Consider the following 16,316-nt stretch of genomic DNA (forward strand, 5'->3'; position numbering starts at 1 on the left):
CAAAGGTAAAAGGTGAAAGTACAAAGCTTACGTTTGAAAGTTCTTTGGATAAAAGCTGAAAATTTAACATTTAATAATCATGTAAATCCTGGGTTATTGGTTAAGGTATCGACTTTTCTGGACCATCCATCATCCACCAGGCAGCTTGTGCTGTGCATTAGAAAAAGGACGTTTCTATAAGAAACGTCCTTTTTCATACTGATGTGTTTTTACAACATTGGTTTTAAGCTTTGATTAATAATATATTGTAAAATCACAGTTGGTAAAGATTATTTTAATGTTTAATTTGACGATTATCAATCGATTCCTTGTTATCCCAAACGAATGTGGTAACAGAGAGACAGTCTTTCATAATATTTTTATAATTCTAAGATGCTATTAAAGTGACTGGAGAATTTGCATCACCTTACTAGGTTCTATACGTTTTTTATAGTCTGCCTCCACGCTAGCTAAACGGATGATTCCTTCTTTATCAATTACATAAGTAGCGGGTACGGGAAGTTCCCAAGAATGATCGCCATTAAATGTTTCGAGTGAAATATCGAGCGATCTGTAGATAGGATAGACATACTCAGGTAATTTAAATTTAAGCTTATATTTTTCAGCTGTTTTATTTTGCAAGTCACTTAAAACATGAAAATTTAATTCGTTCTTGTCTTGCACAGATGCAGAATAGTTTGAGGTTTGCGGGCTAACCGCAATCAATTGGCCTCCAATTGCCTTAATGTCCTCATTCATTCGCTGGTATGCTTTTAACTCAAGGTTACAAAATGGACACCATATACCGCGGTAAAATATAAGAACAACTGGACCTTTCAAAATTTCTTCAGACAATGTTATCTTTTGACCTGTAGAATTCACTAAAGTGAAGTCAGGCGCTTTGACGCCAGCTATTAAACCCCTACCCGAATCAGATATTCGTATATCATGTATCGTTTTTTCGAATATATCTAGCACTTCCTTTGACAGCATCTCTTCCATATGTGTAGCTGCTATATCTAATTCTCGTTGCAATTTTTGAAATGGTGTGTTTTCCATTATCTCATCTCCATATCGTATATATTTTGTATATAGTTATACGATACATTTTTTTCTTGGAGGAAGATGTAATATTGTTTACAACTCATTTTAAAAATGTCTATGTTACTTGATACTATCCTGCATTTTTTCAGCCTATGAAATGTTTCTCTCCAAAAGCTTTTTTCGATGGATATAGATTGTTTTAAATCCTGTCTTAATGACTTCTTCTTTAACAAGCTCTTGTAAGACCCCAGTTACAGCTTCTCTGGTTGCACCAACTAAATTGGCGATTTCTTGATGTGAGAGAGGCAAATCTATTTTGTAATATTCATTATCGCCAGTAAGTCCAAACTGATCCGAGAGCTTAATAAGTGCATATAAAACTTTGTCATGTAGTTTCCCAAGAGCTAGATTTTGCGTTAATTGACTCATATCGATAATTCGATTACTTAGTACTTTTAATAATGTCATCATAAATTGAGGCCGCTGAATTAAAAAACCTTCAAATCTTTCCCTATTCATCAAACAAATGTGGCTTTCCACTATCGTTTCAATATAATTATCTCGAGTACCAAATGAAATGATATCCATTTCCCCAAATACATTACCTTCGTTAAGTATATCCGAAGTAAATTGCTTACCTTGAGCATTTACTTTATACAGGCGCAACTTCCCCTTTTTAACAAAGTAAAGTCCCTCCGAAAAAGTTTCCGGTGTTTGAATAAAAGTGTTTTTCGGAAAGGTTGTTATTAAAGTTAATTGTTCCATTTCTATTAAATCTTCCATCGAGAGCGAATTAAGCAGATTAAATTGTGATAAGTATTGAATGTTATCCATTTTTCCTCCTTAAAATTGCATGGGCCCAACAAGACTATAACATAATGTAAACACATTGAAATCAATCGTGAATCGGTGACATCACTCAATATTTTTTATTTTGTTCTTCAGATGTTTAGCTATTTTTTCTTAGACAATAAAACTTTAGAAAAGACTATCAAAAAAGAAAAAAGCGCAGTCTACAATATGCAGACTGCGCCTAATCAAGGTCACCAAAATTTACAAAGTAAATATCATTTTCGATGTTCAGTTTTAAGAACCATAGAGCAAACGCATTCCACCTGCGCAGTCTGTGCGAACATATCAACGGGTTGAATATATTCAACATCATAAAGCTTCGTTAACTGTTGTAAGTCCTTTGCCAAAGTGGATGGGTTACAGGAGGTATAAACAAAACGTTTAGGTTTTAGTTTAAGGACTGTTCGAATAAATTCTGGTGCTAGTCCTGTACGTGGTGGATCTACCGTAATCACATCAGGAGTAAATCCTTCCTTGCGCCATTTCGCTAGGACACTTTCCGCTGTACCGACTGCATATTTCGTATGTTTGAAGCCATGGTTTCGAGCATTTTTACGAGCATCCTGAATACTTTCAGGAATGACATCCATTCCACGAACTTCCTTCGCTTTATCTGCTAACCATAATCCAATTGTGCCAACGCCACAGTATGCATCAACCACTGTTTCTTTTCCCGTTAAAGCAGCAGCCTTTTTAATTTCATTATATAGATGAACTGTTTGTGTTGGATTTAGTTGGAAGAAGGCGCGGGCAGATAAATCAAAAGCCAATTCGCCAAGCTCTTCATGAATGGTTTCTTTGCCATCAAGTACAACAGTTTCATCACCGAAGATTAAGGATGTTTTTTCACGGTTAATATTTTGTGCAATGGATACAATACTCGGATCAATTTTTTTAATACGTGTAATCAATTCAGCTAAATGAGGGATTTCTTTCCTTGTTGTGACAAGGACGACTTGTGTTTCCCCAGTACGAATACCTGTACGTACAACAATCGTACGCACTAAACCATCTAGCGTACGACCATCGTAAATAGTGATATTTAGCTTTTGCAAAATTTTTCGAGTAGCAACTGTGATTTTAGAAGTACTTGGGTGCTGAACAAGGCAATCATTAATGTTTAACAGTTTATTACTTCCTTCAGCAAATAAACCTGCGTAAACACGCTTGCCTTCTTTACGTACTTGGAATTGGCTTTTATTACGATAATGCCAAGGATCATCCATACCAAGGGTTTTTCGCACTTCAATTGTTTCGAGTAAAGGTTTGGCATAGCGCTCTAATGCTTGTATAACAATGTCTCGTTTTTCTATTAGCTGTTTTTCATAGGTCATATGCTGAAGCTGGCAGCCGCCGCACTCATTGTACACTGGGCAAGGTGCTTCCTGACGATGTTTTGAAGCTTTACGAATGGCTAAAATTTCTGCTTCAGCAAAATTACGTTGTGTTTTTGTTACTTGAGCTGTGATCTCTTCACCAGGAATGGCTCCTTTTACAAATATCACATTACGTTTATAAAAACCTACACCTTCACCATTAATGCCTAGCCTTTTTATTGTCAGTGGGAATTTTTGTCCCACGGTCATTGTTGTTTGCTGCGTCAAACGTTCCACGTCCCTGCTCTATATTGTCATCTCCCCATTATAGCGAAGGAGCAGGCGATTGCAAAGCAACAGGAAAATCTTCATATTCTAATACTAAATCGTCAAGCGATAAGAAAGTATAACCTTGCTTTTTAGCTTCTGCAATAAACATTGGTAATGCTTCGGCATTATCCTGTGCTACTGTATGCATTAAAATAACAGCACCAGGATGCAGTTGTTCCATAAGTGCATTATAAGCATAATCTGCACCACGACGCTCATCCTTCATCCAATCCTTAAAGGCCACAGACCAGAAAATATGGCGATAACCTTCTGCATTGCCCACCTCTAGCACTTTTGCATTAAAAATTCCTTCAGGTGGACGAGCATATGTTGTACGATCGATGCCTGTCAATTCACGTAACTTGCCATCGAACTTTTGCCATTCTGCACGCATGCCATCTGGCGAAAGTCGAGCCATATTAGGGTGACCATAGGAGTGATTCCCGATAGTATGACCATCCTTCACCATGCGTTTCACTAAATCGCTAGCACTGTCTAAGTAATGGCCTGTTAAAAAGAAAGTAGCAGGTACATTTTCTTTTTTCAATGTATCCAAAATACTTTCAGTAAAGCCGTTTTCATAGCCATTATCAAATGTTAAATAGGCAATTTTTTTATCTGCCTTCCCTTTATAAATCGCACCATATTTGTCGAGTAACTGATCGAGCTGTGCTCCTGCCTCTGCCTGCTCACCGTTTTTAGCGCGTTTAAAGCCCCAATGGTGTTCATCAGAACCAGCAGCAAAAAATGGATTAAAGCTAATTCCTGCGGCAATAATAAAAGTAGCAATTACCGCACCAACAATATGTTGTTTCCACATAAAAAACGCATCCTTTCTTTTTCATTAGAATGCGTAATTATTAAAAAATTATCCAACTTAATTTTTTCTAATTTTGAGCCTTTAACAAATTTTCAAGTGCTTGCTTTAGATAAGGGTATTTAAATATAAAATGTTGTTGTTCTAATAGGGTTGGTAGCACTTGTTGTCCTTCTAAAACAAGTGTGCTTTGTTCGCCGAGAGCTAAACGCATCGCAAAGCTAGGAACAGGCAGCCAATGACGTCTGCCCATGACTTCTGCAATCGTTTGACCAAATTCCTTCATTCTCATCGGATGCGGTGCTGTTATATTAAATGGTCCATGAATATTTTCATTTGTAATAGCGAAATAAATAGCACGTGCTACATCCTCAATATGTACCCATGAAAGCCATTGCTCTCCAGAGCCAATCGTGCCACCTATATGCATTTGATAAGGCAATAGCATTGGTGGAAGTGCGCCACTATTTCTACCTAAAATGACACCAAAACGTGCAAGAGCCACACGAATACCTAATGCTTCTGCTCGTTTCGCATGTCGCTCCCAATCGTGGACTGTAGTGCCTAAAAAATCAGTTGCGTAATCCGTAAAATCTTCATCATAGATGGCTTGTGTGGAAGTTGGGTATATACCAACCGCACTAGCATTGACAAGGACTTTTGGTTTTATCGTGAGCATGTCCATTATTCGTACAATCTCTGATGTGGCATTCATTCTGCTCCAATAGATAGCTTTCTTTTGTTTTTTTGTCCAACGACCATTATTTAATGAAACACCTGCTAAATTCACAAAGGCATCTACACCTTCAAAGATTGTCAAAGCTTGCTCATGCTGATGTAGCCATTGAACATAGTGAACGCCATTTTCGAGCCTTGACTCATGACGCGTTAGGACAAAAATGTCATGTCCGTTGTCCTGCAAAAGCTGTATAAGGGCTTTTCCAACAAAGCCAGTGCCACCTGCAATCACTATTTTCATAACATGCACCTCTTTTCTCGAATAAAACGCTTCCTAATAAGTTTATCATGTAACCAAAAAAGTAAACATCTTTAGGCATTTATTGCAGAGCAGGAAGTTTACCCGTGGAAGGGAAAAGAATGCCCGTGACATAGGAAAATTAACCGTGCTATTTGTCAGTTCCCCCATAAAGAAATGCTATAATGATAATAGTGAGGTGTTTACTATGCGTATGATTACAAAAATTGCACGTCAAAAAAACAATCCTGAACGCTATAATATCTATTTAAATGAAGAATATGCTTTTCCGGTTGATGAAGCCATTCTCATTCAATTTGGTTTAACAAAGGGAAAGGTGCTCGATGAATTCGAAATTCAAGAGATTGCCTATGAAGATGAGATACGTAAGGCATTTAATAAGGGATTAAACTTCCTTTCATATCAAATGCGAAGTGAGCATGAGGTTAAGAAAAAACTGCTCAACTTAGAATTTGGAGAAGCTGTAGTGTTAGAGGCAATCCAAAAGTTAAAATCCTATGGCTTTATTAATGATGAAAACTATTCAAAGGCTCTGCTTGATACAAAGAAAGCTACTATGAAAAAAGGACCAAGAGCCATTAGACAAGACATGATCAAAAAAGGCATTGAGAAAAACTTGCAGGATGAGGTGCTTGCTACATATAGTTTTGAGGAACAAGTAAAACTGGCGAAGCAACTGGCAGAGAAAATTGTTCGAGCGGAGAGCAAGAAGACCCCAACACAAATTAAGACCAAAATTCAGGATTACTTATTAAGAAAAGGGTATGCTTTCTCGATTGTAGAAGAGGTGCTTAGCCAAGTTGAGATAGGGCAGGATGATGACAACTGGCAGCAGCTACTTGATGCTCAAGGCGAAAAAGTTTGGAAAAAGTACGTATCGAAGTATACTGGTTATGAGCTAAAAATGAAGGTTAAACAGGCGCTCTATCAAAAGGGTTTTCCTATAGAAGTAATAGATCGTTTTATAGAAGAGAAGGAGAATGAAGAATGAGTGAAAAAAATTATGCAGCTATGTCTGAACATGAATTGCGAGAGGAAATTGCCTTTCTAAAAGAGAAAGCTCGAAAGGCAGAACAGCTAGGAATCATCAATGAGTTTGCTGTTTATGAACGCAAAGCTTTAATGGCTGCGGCTTATTTAGTGGATCTTGATACGATCGTTCCAGGAGAAATGTATCGTATTGATGGTTCAGATAATGAATTTTTCCAAGTAGATTATTTGAAGGGACGCTTTGCTTGGGGTCATCGTTTAGGCGGAGACAAATACCAAGAGGCACTACCAGTATCTATCCTTTCCCCAGTAAAGGTGGGCAAATAAAATGGATGAAAAAATTGAGAAATTAACAGCAGAGTTACTTGCAAAGAATCCTCAGATGTCTGTTGGACGGGCACAGGTTTGGGTGGAGTTGTTATGGAGTGACTTTGAATCAACTGCCGCGAAAGCAGGATATGATTATCGTGGGGCAGAGTATACAGAAAATCTTGTTCGTCAATTAATTGCTAGCTATGGTGATAAACTACATGCCTTTGCAGGGCGCAATCCGAAGTATATACATTTACTAGATGCTAGTGATGATATGGTACAATAATAAAACCCTGACCAATATTGGTCAGGGTTTACTGCTTAATTACTTGCACCAATTTGTAATTTTTTCTGAAGCTTATCTTCTGTAAAGATCCAGCCTGTGTAAGACGTCATAATGTCATTAGCATTATTTAAATGTGCTACAGCAACGAAAGGATAACGATTGTCACTACGGTAACGCAAATCGATTAACCTTACTTCTATTAGGCCGTTTTCAAGCTCGGAAATCTCCCATCGATACATAGGAGAGAAAGACACAAATGCAGCTAAGTTAGGATCTTTCATTGCAGCATCTACAAGCGCAGTTTTAGGCAAAGGCTTAATTTCAAATTTATCATAAATATTAACAGTCCTTCCATAAGCACGGCCAACATAATAATGAGTTTTGGATTTGGCTGCGATTCGCCAGTGGAAGAAGCGCATAGTAGGTGCTACAATGACATATTCTTCATCTTGAATAGTATGATGCACCGCGTTTTTTACCGCTTTTTGCACAGCGAATCGTAAAATATAGTAAATCACGATAACCACGTACATGATACTGAATGTCCATACTGGATTTGTGCCAAATGCCCATAACACAATACCGACACAATGTAAGGAAAAAATAATGGGATCGAAGGTATTAATGACACCTAACGCAACCCATTTTCGAGAGAAAGGTCGAATTGCTTGTGTTCCATACGCGTTAAAAATATCGACAAAAACATGAAGTGCGACAGCTAAAAATGTCCAAAGCCATAAATGTAACACATTCACATCTTGCAAAATCAGTGATAAAACAAATGTAATTAAAATAGGCCAAATAGCTACAGCTGGTAGTGAGTGTGTAATTCCTCGGTGATGTCGGATATAGATGGCGTTATTACGTAGTTTTAACACAGTGTCGACATCTGGAGCTTGTGAGCCAATAATTGTACCTGCCATTACTGCTGTAAAAGTCATTGAATGATTGGCAACTGCAGGGTCAGCTAATGCAAGACCGCCAAGGGCAATACCCATAACGAAATGTGTACCTGAATCCAAAAATATCCACTCCTAGTATGCATTAAAATCGAGTACAATGTGCATACAACTTTATTTCAAACATAATAAAAGGTATATTGAAATATTCTAACATTCGTGCGAAAGCGACGATTGTTGTCGATCTTCCGCGAATATTCTTTTCTTCATTGTATACCCTTTTCATCATAAATTAAATCGTAAAAACAACGGAGGTCACTGTGAATTACCCATATGTAACAGAATTTCGACAATCATTAGTTGACTGGTTTAACACAGAGAAGCGTGATTTACCGTGGAGACACACAACAGACCCTTATAAAATTTGGGTATCTGAAGTGATGCTACAACAGACACGTGTCGACACAGTTATTCCTTATTACAATCGCTTTATGGAAAGCTTTCCAACATTAGATTTGCTTGCGGAAGCACCCCAAGAATACTTATTAAAGCATTGGGAAGGTCTTGGCTATTATTCTCGTGCTCGCAATTTACAAGCAGGTGCTCGTGAGGTGTTAGAAAATTACGGAGGTATAGTACCTGACAATCGCCATGAAATCTCTAAATTAAAAGGTGTTGGTCCCTATACTGCAGGTGCTATTTTAAGTATTGCCTATAATAAGCCTGAACATGCAGTTGACGGTAATGTTATGCGTGTTCTAAGTAGAGTGCTTGATATACATGAAGATATAGCTCTTCCCAAAACGAAGAAAATTTTTGAAAGTGCGGTTGAGGAACTAATTGATCCTGATCATGCTTCATCGTTTAACCAGGGCTTAATGGAGCTGGGTGCACTTATTTGTACACCTACCTCTCCAAAATGTTTATTATGCCCAGTAAGAGAGTATTGCACAGCTTTTAATGAGGGAGAACCAGAAAAATTACCTGTCAAATCAAAAAAGACAAAAATGAAGCATCTCACATATGATGTGCTCGTATATGAAAATGACAAAGGACAATTTTTAATGCAACAACGTCCTGAGGAAGGCTTGCTCGCTAATCTATGGCAATTTCCGATGATTGATACAAGCCAATCTTCAGCAGAAAATTTTACAAAGGAATATACAGTAAATGTCCAGGCCAAATATGAACTGCTTACATTTAAACATGTTTTTTCACATTTAACTTGGCATTTAAATAGCTATTATATAAAATGCGAATCGACTGAGCTAGGTGATTGGCTAAACTATGAGCAAATAGAACTTTTACCGATGCCTGTGCCTATGCTAAAAATTTGGGATGAAGTAAAAAAGCAAACGGCAGGAAAATAAATCCTTCTTAAAAATCACTGATTCATGAGCATAAAAGTCACCACCTCCGTACACAATAACTAGCGTGGAGGTGAATGAATGATGAAAAAACAAAACAACCAAAATTTCCAACCGAATAAAAACATGCAACGTCAAAGTGAAGAGTTTGGTTATGAAACGGACGTAAATGAAGTGCAAAAGCAAAATGCGAAAGCAGAGCAAAAGAAAGCTCCAGCTTCTGGCCGTTTCTCAAAAACTAACCAAGATTTAGGTGAGTAACACTTTGTAACTGCATAATTGCATTTACCTCTAAGGGGCTGTCTTAAATCCGAAAAGATGAAAAAGACAGCCCCTTTCAAATTGTTTAGGTAAGTAAATGGTCAGCATAAAAGGAAATCCTCTATAGCATTAACTAAAAAATCCCATCAAAGCTGACATTATATTAAAATTCGCTTATAATTGACTAAATTTTATACAAATTCAAAATAGCGTAGTGAAATTTGTGGTTTTCTAACTACACCTTTCGCGTACACATTGCTATAATATACTAGAGACTGCTAGATTTAGGTAGCATAGACGAAAAGGTGGGCTAACAAAATGGCATTACCGGTAGAAGGAGAAACGATACAAATACATAGTTATAAGCACAATGGCCGTATCCACCGTGTTTGGCAAGAAACGATGGTTTTAAAAGGAACGAAAAATATCGTAATCGGTGCGAATGAACGGACACTTGTAACAGAATCCGATGGTCGTACATGGCTAACGAGAGAGCCCTCTATTTGCTACTTCCATGCGGAACACTGGTTTAACATCATCTGTATGCTACGTGAAGACGGTGTGTATTATTATTGCAATCTAAGCTCACCATTTGTTTTCGATAATAATGCCATTAAATATATCGACTATGATTTAGATATTAAAGTTTTTCCTGACATGTCTTATACACTTTTAGACGAGGATGAATATGAGCTCCATCGGAAGGAAATGTCTTATCCTGATGTCATAGATAAGATTTTAAAGCGCAATGTCGATAAATTAATAAGCTGGATTCAACAAAAAAGAGGACCATTTGCACCCGATTTCATCGATGTCTGGACAAATCGTTACAAGTTCCAGCTTGATATGCAGTCAGATGATCAATCATGACACCTATTAGTTTAACTAATAGGTGTTTTTTATTGGAGGGGAGCAGAGTGTTGGTAAGGCAAAGGTAAAATAGTTCGCTATAAAGTCATCATAACTGTATTTTAGTCAAAATATTGCTATAATACTTAGGGCATTCATCTTCGAATGTCTGTTTCTTTTTGTAAGGATGTGATGATAAATTGGGAAGCATTAAGCGATATATGCGCTTTGTTAAACCATATACATGGGAAATTATTTTAACGATTATCATTGGTATAGTAAAATTTGCTATTCCACTATTTATTCCACTGCTCATTAAGATTGTGCTAGACGATATTATTGCAGCAGATGACTTAACAGATGTAGAAAAAACAAAAGAACTATTTTATTGGCTAGGTGGCACTATTATTGTGTTCTTTATTATCCGTCCACCTATTGAGTATTATCGACAATATTTTGCACAACACGTAAGCAACAAGGTGCTATTTGATATTCGTAAGGAAATTTATGCACATTTACAGCGTTTAAGCTTAAGGTACTATGCCAATACACGAGCAGGGGATGTTATTTCAAGGGTAATTAATGATGTTGAACAAACAAAAACCTTTGTCATGACGGGGTTAATGAATGTTTGGTTAGATCTGGCGACGATTGTAATTGCGATTGCCATTATGCTAACCATGGATGTGAAGCTAACACTAGTAGCGTTAATCGCATTTCCATTTTATGCTTTCAGTGTGAAGTACTTTTTTGGCAAATTGAGAGATTTAACACGGAAACGTTCTCAAGCTCTTGCAGGTGTACAAAGCTATTTACATGAACGTGTAGCTGGTATGAGCATTATTAAAAGCTTTACTTTAGAAAAGCATGAACAAAAATTGTTCGATTCAGCAAACGGTGAGTTTTTAGAAAAAGCGCTTGATCAAACAAAGTGGAATGCAAAATCATTTGCTGTCGTCAATACCATTACAGATGTAGCGCCATTACTAGTTATAGCCTACGCGGGCTATCAAGTAATAAATGGGTCACTTTCAGTTGGAACAATGGTTGCTTTTATTGCTTATATTGAACGTCTGTATGGCCCACTTCGTCGACTTGTTAGCTCTTCCACAACTTTAACACAGTCAATTGCTTCAATGGATCGAATGTTCGATTTAATAGATGAGCCTTATGAAGTGAAGGATAAGGACTATGCTCTTGAACTCCCACGTGCAAATGGGCAGGTTCGCTTTCAAAATGTATCCTTCCAATATGAAGAAACTGGCTCACCTATTATAGATGCTATCGATTTAACGATAAATCCTGGAGAGACTGTTGCCTTTGTAGGGATGAGTGGTGGTGGTAAGTCAACGATTATCAGTTTAATTCCTCGCTTTTATGATACAACAAGCGGGCAAGTGACCATTGATGGAAAAGATGTACGGGATGTCACTTTACATTCCTTACGATCTCAAATTGGTATTGTCCTGCAAGATAATATACTTTTTAGTGACTCTGTCAAAGAGAATATTTTAATGGGGAAACCAGATGCAACAGATGCACAGGTTATCGAAGCAGCGAAAGCGGCAAATGCCCATGACTTTATTATGAGTCTGCCTAATGGCTATGACACAAAGGTTGGAGAAAGAGGAGTAAAGCTCTCTGGCGGACAAAAACAACGAGTTGCCATTGCGCGTGTGTTTTTAAAAAATCCACCAATTCTAATCCTCGATGAGGCTACTTCTGCATTAGATTTGGAAAGTGAAGCACTGATTCAAGAATCGTTAGACAAGCTTGCTCATGAACGAACAACTATTATTATTGCGCACCGTCTTTCTACAATTACCCATGCTGACAAGATTTTCGTCATCGATCATGGTCAATTAATCGAAAGTGGAACACATGAACAGTTAATGGACAGTCAAGGGACATATTATAATTTATTCCAAGTGCAGCATTTAGATTAAAATTTTCCGTAAATTACACGGTTTAAGAACTTTTTTCAAAAAAGTCTTTCATTTATTCGAAAATGGAAGGCTATTTTTTTTTGAAAAATATTAAAAATTATCTCTTTATAAGATTTTATTATTATCGAAGGCGATTATTGTAGAAATTCTATGTAATTTGCAGAATATTAATGATTGAAAGAGTAAGGATTTTTAGTTAGAATTATCTGAAAATAAGGAATTTAACGAAAGTTATAGTATTCTGTTAATATTATTATACATTTAAGTAAAATATAGGTAGAGTGGGGCGTTACACATGAGGAAAAAACTACTAGAAATAAAAGGTTTGAAAACAACCTTTTTCACAGATAATGGGCAAATTCCTGCTGTAGACGATATCGATTTTTCTGTCCATGAAGGAGAAATTTTAGGGATTGTAGGAGAATCGGGAAGTGGTAAAAGTGTTACGTCGCTGTCCATCATGGGATTAATTCCATCACCACCAGGTAAAATAACGGGTGGAGCAATTTTGCTAGATGGCAAAAATATTGCTAAATGTACGGATAAACAAATGCAAAAAATACGTGGAAAAGACATTGCAATGATTTTCCAAGAGCCCATGACTTCGCTAAACCCTCTGTTCACGATTGGTGATCAGTTAAAGGAGGCTATATTAATCCATAATCCAAAATGGACAAAAAAGGAAGCGTTTGCAAGAGCGGTCGAAATCATGAAATTGGTAGGTCTACCACGTGCTGAGGAATTGCTAAAGGACTACCCACATCAGCTGTCTGGCGGTATGCGTCAACGTGTGATGATTGCTATGGCACTTGTCTGTGATCCTCAAGTATTGATTGCGGATGAGCCTACAACTGCATTGGATGTTACGATACAAGCCCAAATTTTACAGCTTATGAAAGACTTAAATAAACGATTGAATACAGCTGTGTTGTTAATTACACATGATCTGGGGGTTGTCGCGGAAACTTGTGAGCGAGTGATTGTTATGTATGCAGGACAAATAGTGGAAGAGGCGCCGATTCATGAAATTTTTACTAATCCTAAACATCCCTATACACAAGGGCTCATTCAATCAGTACCTGACATGCGTTATAAAAAGGAAAATTTATACTCCATTCCTGGAAGTGTACCGAAACCAGGAAGTATTCAGGTAGGCTGTCGTTTTGCGGCACGCTGTGAATATGCAATGGAACGTTGTTTACAGGAAACACCACCTTTATTTGAAGCAGCAGAGAATCATAAATCGAGATGTTTTTTACTAGAGAAGCAGGAGGTGGAGCAACGTGTCGAAAGCGTTATTAAAGGTTGAGGGGTTAAAAAAGTATTTTCCGATTCGAAAAGGAGTCCTTCATTCACATGCCGGGGATGTAAAGGCCGTAGATGATGTTTCCTTTGAAGTGTTTGAAGGAGAAACATTAGGAATTGTTGGCGAATCAGGCTGTGGCAAATCCACAACGGGTCGCTTATTAATGCGTTTACTGGAGCCAACTGGAGGTAAGATAGAATTCGCAGGTAAAATGATTTCAGAATTATCCAATAACGAAATGAGGAAGGCACGTAGAGATATTCAAATGATTTTTCAGGATCCCTATGCCTCACTAAATCCTCGCCATAACATCGGCAAAATTTTAGAGGAGCCTCTTATTGTTCATGGGATAGGTAATGCCAAAGAGCGAAAACAGAAAGTGTTGGAGCTACTTGAGATTGTTGGATTGAATGAATATCATATCAAGCGCTATCCGCATCAATTTAGTGGAGGGCAAAGGCAACGTATCGGCATTGCTAGAGCCTTGATGACTAATCCACGCTTAATTATTGCGGACGAGCCAGTATCTGCACTTGATGTATCCATCCAGGCACAGGTTTTGAATTTATTGCAAAAGCTGCAAAAGGATTTGAGGCTAACTTATATTTTTATTTCCCATGATTTAGGGGTTGTGCGTCATATTAGTAATCGAGTTGGCGTTATGTATTTAGGTAAATTAGTTGAGCTGACAGCGAGTGAGGACTTATATGCTGAACCGCTTCATCCATATACACAGGCACTTTTATCTTCGGTCCCTGTTCCAGATCCTACGTTTGAACGGGAGCAGATCATCATTTCAGGAGATATTCCAAGTGCATCAAACCCGCCAAGCGGTTGTACGTTCCATACGAGATGTCCGTTTAAAAAGGATCAGTGCTCACAGGTAATACCTAAAATGCAAGAAGTGAAACCAGGTCATTATGTTGCTTGCCATCTTTACGAGGCACTCCAACATTAAATGATATAAAAACTCATAGGGGGAAATTCGATGAAGAAAAAGAAGTTTTGGACTTTAGGTGTAATGCTACTCCTTATTCTCTCGACAATCTTAGCAGCATGTGGCGGCTCAGATACCAAGGATACGGGTAGTAAAGATACTTCAACTGGTGGCGATACAGCTAGCAGTGGAGAACCAAAAATTTTAGTGTATGGTCGGGGTGGAGATTCTGTAGCACTTGACCCTGCTGTTGTTACAGACGGTGAATCCTTCACAGTGACAGCTAATATTTATGAAACACTTGTAAACTTTGGAGAACGAGATGTAACAATTCAACCAGGCTTAGCCAAATCATGGGAGGCATCAGAGGATGGTTTAACGTATACTTTCCAGCTACAAGAAGGTGTGAAATTCCATGATGGCACAGATTTCAATGCTGAGGCTGTTGTTAAGAATATTGAACGTTGGAAAACAGGTGCAGATAAACACCCTTACTTTAGTTCACAATTTGTCGTTGGTGACAAGCAAGTAATTGAATCAGTAACTGCAGAGGGAGACTACACAGTTGTCTTTAAGTTAAGTCAACCTCAAGCACCATTTTTAAAAAATTTAGCAATGTCTCCTTTTGCAATTGCTTCTCCAACAGCATTTGAAGCAGATGAAGAAGGTTTATCTGCAAATCCTGTAGGAACAGGTCCATTCAAGTTTGTTAGCTGGGTACGTAATGACTCAATCACAATTGAGAAAAACCCAGATTACTATATTGATGGGTATCCTAAATTAGATAAAGTAATTTATCGTTCTATTCCAGAAAACTCAGCACGTTTAAATGATTTATTAGCAGGCAATATTGATGTAGCTGATGGCTTAAGTCCTTCTGATAAAGGAACAATTGAAGGCGATGCAAATTTACAGTTAATCGAACGTCCATCTATGAACGTTGGCTACCTTGGTTTAACTGTTACACGTCCACCTTTTGATAATGTAAAAGTACGTCAAGCAGTCAACTATGCAATTGATAAACAAGCATTAGTGGATGCGTTTTATGAAGGGCTAGCTGAACCAGCGAAAAACCCAATGCCACCAGTAATTTCTGGTTATAACGATGAAGTGACAGGCTATACGTATGATCCTGAAAAAGCGAAAGCATTACTTGCTGAAGCAGGCTATGATGGCAAGGAAATTGAGCTATGGGCAATGCCAGTACCACGTCCATACATGCCAGATGGACAAAAAGTGGCTGAAGCGATTCAAAAGAACTTAGAAGACGTAGGTATTAAATCTAAAATTGTGTCATTTGAATGGGCTACGTATTTAGAAAAAGCTCAAAATGGTGAAGCGGATGCATTCCTACTTGGCTGGACAGGCGATAATGGGGATGCGGATAACTTCCTATACACGTTATTAGACGCCGATAATATTGGTTCTAATAACTATACGTTCTATGATAATCCAGAATTACACAAGATATTAACAGCTGCTCAAACTGAGATCGATGAAGACAAGCGTAATGAACTTTATAAGCAAGCTCAAGTAATTATTTCTGAGGATGCTCCATGGGTTCCACTTGCTCACTCTATTCCAATTTTAGCTGCTAACAAGAAAGTTACAAATTACATTGCGCATCCTACTGGCTCTGACCGTTTAGATGCAGTAGATATTCAATAGTAAATTTCATCATTTTTAATTGAACAAAGGAATGTGAAGAATCTGCTTGCTTTTCTGCGGGTAAGCCGTGGAAATCTCGCAGATTCTTTTCAAGTAAAGATCATGATTATTTCCTGTATGAAAGAATTCAACTAAACATTCAAAACCGTTTAGTGAAGGC

The 16,316-nt window shown here is 37.7% G+C and carries 16 protein-coding genes; 10 read left to right on the forward strand and 6 right to left on the reverse strand.

The window, feature by feature from the left end; genetic code table 11:
- Positions 1-378: 378 nt before the first annotated feature.
- The 5 genes from RCJ95_RS18755 to RCJ95_RS18775 all read right to left on the reverse strand — a co-directional run bounded on the left by RCJ95_RS18755 (position 379) and on the right by RCJ95_RS18775 (position 5,317).
- Positions 379-1,038 (reverse strand): peroxiredoxin-like family protein, encoded by a 660-nt coding sequence (locus tag RCJ95_RS18755; protein ID WP_312129519.1) that lies wholly within the window; start codon positions 1,036-1,038, stop codon positions 379-381.
- A 135-nt stretch (positions 1,039-1,173) separates the two neighbouring features.
- On the reverse strand, positions 1,174-1,857 hold the full coding sequence (locus tag RCJ95_RS18760) for a Crp/Fnr family transcriptional regulator (RefSeq protein ID WP_221682831.1): 684 nt from the start codon (positions 1,855-1,857) through the stop codon (positions 1,174-1,176).
- Between the two features lie 233 nt (positions 1,858-2,090).
- The gene (gene rlmD, locus RCJ95_RS18765) at positions 2,091-3,479 is read right to left on the reverse strand and encodes a 23S rRNA (uracil(1939)-C(5))-methyltransferase RlmD (RefSeq protein ID WP_221682832.1); all 1,389 of its coding nucleotides are present in this window, start codon (positions 3,477-3,479) and stop codon (positions 2,091-2,093) included.
- 37 nt (positions 3,480-3,516) lie between these two features.
- The gene (locus tag RCJ95_RS18770; RefSeq protein WP_009371550.1) at positions 3,517-4,341 is read right to left on the reverse strand and encodes a polysaccharide deacetylase family protein; all 825 of its coding nucleotides are present in this window, start codon (positions 4,339-4,341) and stop codon (positions 3,517-3,519) included.
- 67 nt (positions 4,342-4,408) lie between these two features.
- A complete protein-coding gene (locus tag RCJ95_RS18775) occupies positions 4,409-5,317 on the reverse strand; it encodes a TIGR01777 family oxidoreductase (protein WP_221682833.1) in 909 nt (302 codons plus the stop codon).
- Positions 5,318-5,522: 205 nt separating this feature from the next.
- Between RCJ95_RS18775 and recX the strand changes: the two genes are divergently transcribed.
- From recX to RCJ95_RS18790, 3 genes are read left to right on the forward strand one after another with little or no spacing between them, the layout of a single operon-like run.
- Positions 5,523-6,326 carry a recombination regulator RecX gene (gene recX, locus RCJ95_RS18780; RefSeq protein WP_036219262.1) on the forward strand — a complete coding sequence of 268 codons (804 nt, stop codon included), beginning with the start codon at positions 5,523-5,525 and terminating at the stop codon, positions 6,324-6,326.
- Complete coding sequence (locus RCJ95_RS18785) at positions 6,323-6,652, forward strand: YfhH family protein (protein ID WP_036076977.1); 330 nt, start codon at positions 6,323-6,325, stop codon at positions 6,650-6,652. The genes recX and RCJ95_RS18785 overlap by 4 nt, the downstream gene beginning before the upstream one ends.
- A gap of 1 nt (position 6,653) precedes the next feature.
- A complete protein-coding gene (locus tag RCJ95_RS18790) occupies positions 6,654-6,923 on the forward strand; it encodes a YfhJ family protein (protein ID WP_016995383.1) in 270 nt (89 codons plus the stop codon).
- Positions 6,924-6,958: 35 nt separating this feature from the next.
- Here the strand turns inward: RCJ95_RS18790 and RCJ95_RS18795 are convergent, their stop codons facing one another.
- A complete protein-coding gene (locus RCJ95_RS18795; protein WP_313150624.1) occupies positions 6,959-7,945 on the reverse strand; it encodes a metal-dependent hydrolase in 987 nt (328 codons plus the stop codon).
- 197 nt (positions 7,946-8,142) lie between these two features.
- On the opposite strand from RCJ95_RS18795, the gene mutY reads away from it, so the two are divergent.
- From mutY to RCJ95_RS18830, 7 genes are all read left to right on the forward strand, one after another.
- Positions 8,143-9,192, forward strand: coding sequence for an A/G-specific adenine glycosylase (gene mutY, locus RCJ95_RS18800; protein ID WP_257520548.1), 1,050 nt, complete (start codon positions 8,143-8,145; stop codon positions 9,190-9,192).
- Between the two features lie 78 nt (positions 9,193-9,270).
- Complete coding sequence (locus tag RCJ95_RS18805) at positions 9,271-9,450, forward strand: gamma-type small acid-soluble spore protein (RefSeq protein WP_004230485.1); 180 nt, start codon at positions 9,271-9,273, stop codon at positions 9,448-9,450.
- 318 nt (positions 9,451-9,768) lie between these two features.
- Positions 9,769-10,320, forward strand: a complete 552-nt coding sequence (gene ntdP, locus RCJ95_RS18810; protein ID WP_004230486.1) for a nucleoside tri-diphosphate phosphatase — start codon at positions 9,769-9,771, stop codon at positions 10,318-10,320.
- Positions 10,321-10,499: 179 nt separating this feature from the next.
- A complete protein-coding gene (locus RCJ95_RS18815; protein ID WP_306828119.1) occupies positions 10,500-12,245 on the forward strand; it encodes an ABC transporter ATP-binding protein in 1,746 nt (581 codons plus the stop codon).
- A gap of 295 nt (positions 12,246-12,540) precedes the next feature.
- A complete protein-coding gene (locus RCJ95_RS18820) occupies positions 12,541-13,554 on the forward strand; it encodes an ABC transporter ATP-binding protein (protein WP_221682837.1) in 1,014 nt (337 codons plus the stop codon).
- Positions 13,529-14,509: an ABC transporter ATP-binding protein gene (locus RCJ95_RS18825; RefSeq protein WP_221682838.1), complete on the forward strand. Its 981-nt coding sequence runs from the start codon at positions 13,529-13,531 to the stop codon at positions 14,507-14,509. Before RCJ95_RS18820 ends, RCJ95_RS18825 begins: the two co-directional genes overlap by 26 nt.
- Positions 14,510-14,539: 30 nt before the next feature.
- Positions 14,540-16,156: an ABC transporter substrate-binding protein gene (locus tag RCJ95_RS18830; protein WP_257520547.1), complete on the forward strand. Its 1,617-nt coding sequence runs from the start codon at positions 14,540-14,542 to the stop codon at positions 16,154-16,156.
- Positions 16,157-16,316: the final 160 nt, after the last annotated feature.

This window comes from Lysinibacillus sp. BSL11 (assembly GCF_052928325.1).

Excerpts from the sequence above, each read along its gene's own strand:
- RCJ95_RS18755 (WP_312129519.1), bottom strand. The coding sequence starts at position 1,038 with ATGGAAAACACACCATTTCAAAAATTGCAACGAGAATTAGATATAGCA.
- RCJ95_RS18760 (WP_221682831.1), bottom strand. The coding sequence starts at position 1,857 with ATGGATAACATTCAATACTTATCACAATTTAATCTGCTTAATTCGCTC.
- RCJ95_RS18770 (WP_009371550.1), bottom strand. The coding sequence starts at position 4,341 with ATGTGGAAACAACATATTGTTGGTGCGGTAATTGCTACTTTTATTATT.
- RCJ95_RS18775 (WP_221682833.1), bottom strand. The coding sequence starts at position 5,317 with ATGAAAATAGTGATTGCAGGTGGCACTGGCTTTGTTGGAAAAGCCCTT.
- recX (WP_036219262.1), top strand. The coding sequence starts at position 5,523 with ATGCGTATGATTACAAAAATTGCACGTCAAAAAAACAATCCTGAACGC.
- RCJ95_RS18785 (WP_036076977.1), top strand. The coding sequence starts at position 6,323 with ATGAGTGAAAAAAATTATGCAGCTATGTCTGAACATGAATTGCGAGAG.
- RCJ95_RS18790 (WP_016995383.1), top strand. The coding sequence starts at position 6,654 with ATGGATGAAAAAATTGAGAAATTAACAGCAGAGTTACTTGCAAAGAAT.
- RCJ95_RS18805 (WP_004230485.1), top strand. The coding sequence starts at position 9,271 with ATGATGAAAAAACAAAACAACCAAAATTTCCAACCGAATAAAAACATG.
- ntdP (WP_004230486.1), top strand. The coding sequence starts at position 9,769 with ATGGCATTACCGGTAGAAGGAGAAACGATACAAATACATAGTTATAAG.
- RCJ95_RS18820 (WP_221682837.1), top strand. The coding sequence starts at position 12,541 with ATGAGGAAAAAACTACTAGAAATAAAAGGTTTGAAAACAACCTTTTTC.
- RCJ95_RS18830 (WP_257520547.1), top strand. The coding sequence starts at position 14,540 with ATGAAGAAAAAGAAGTTTTGGACTTTAGGTGTAATGCTACTCCTTATT.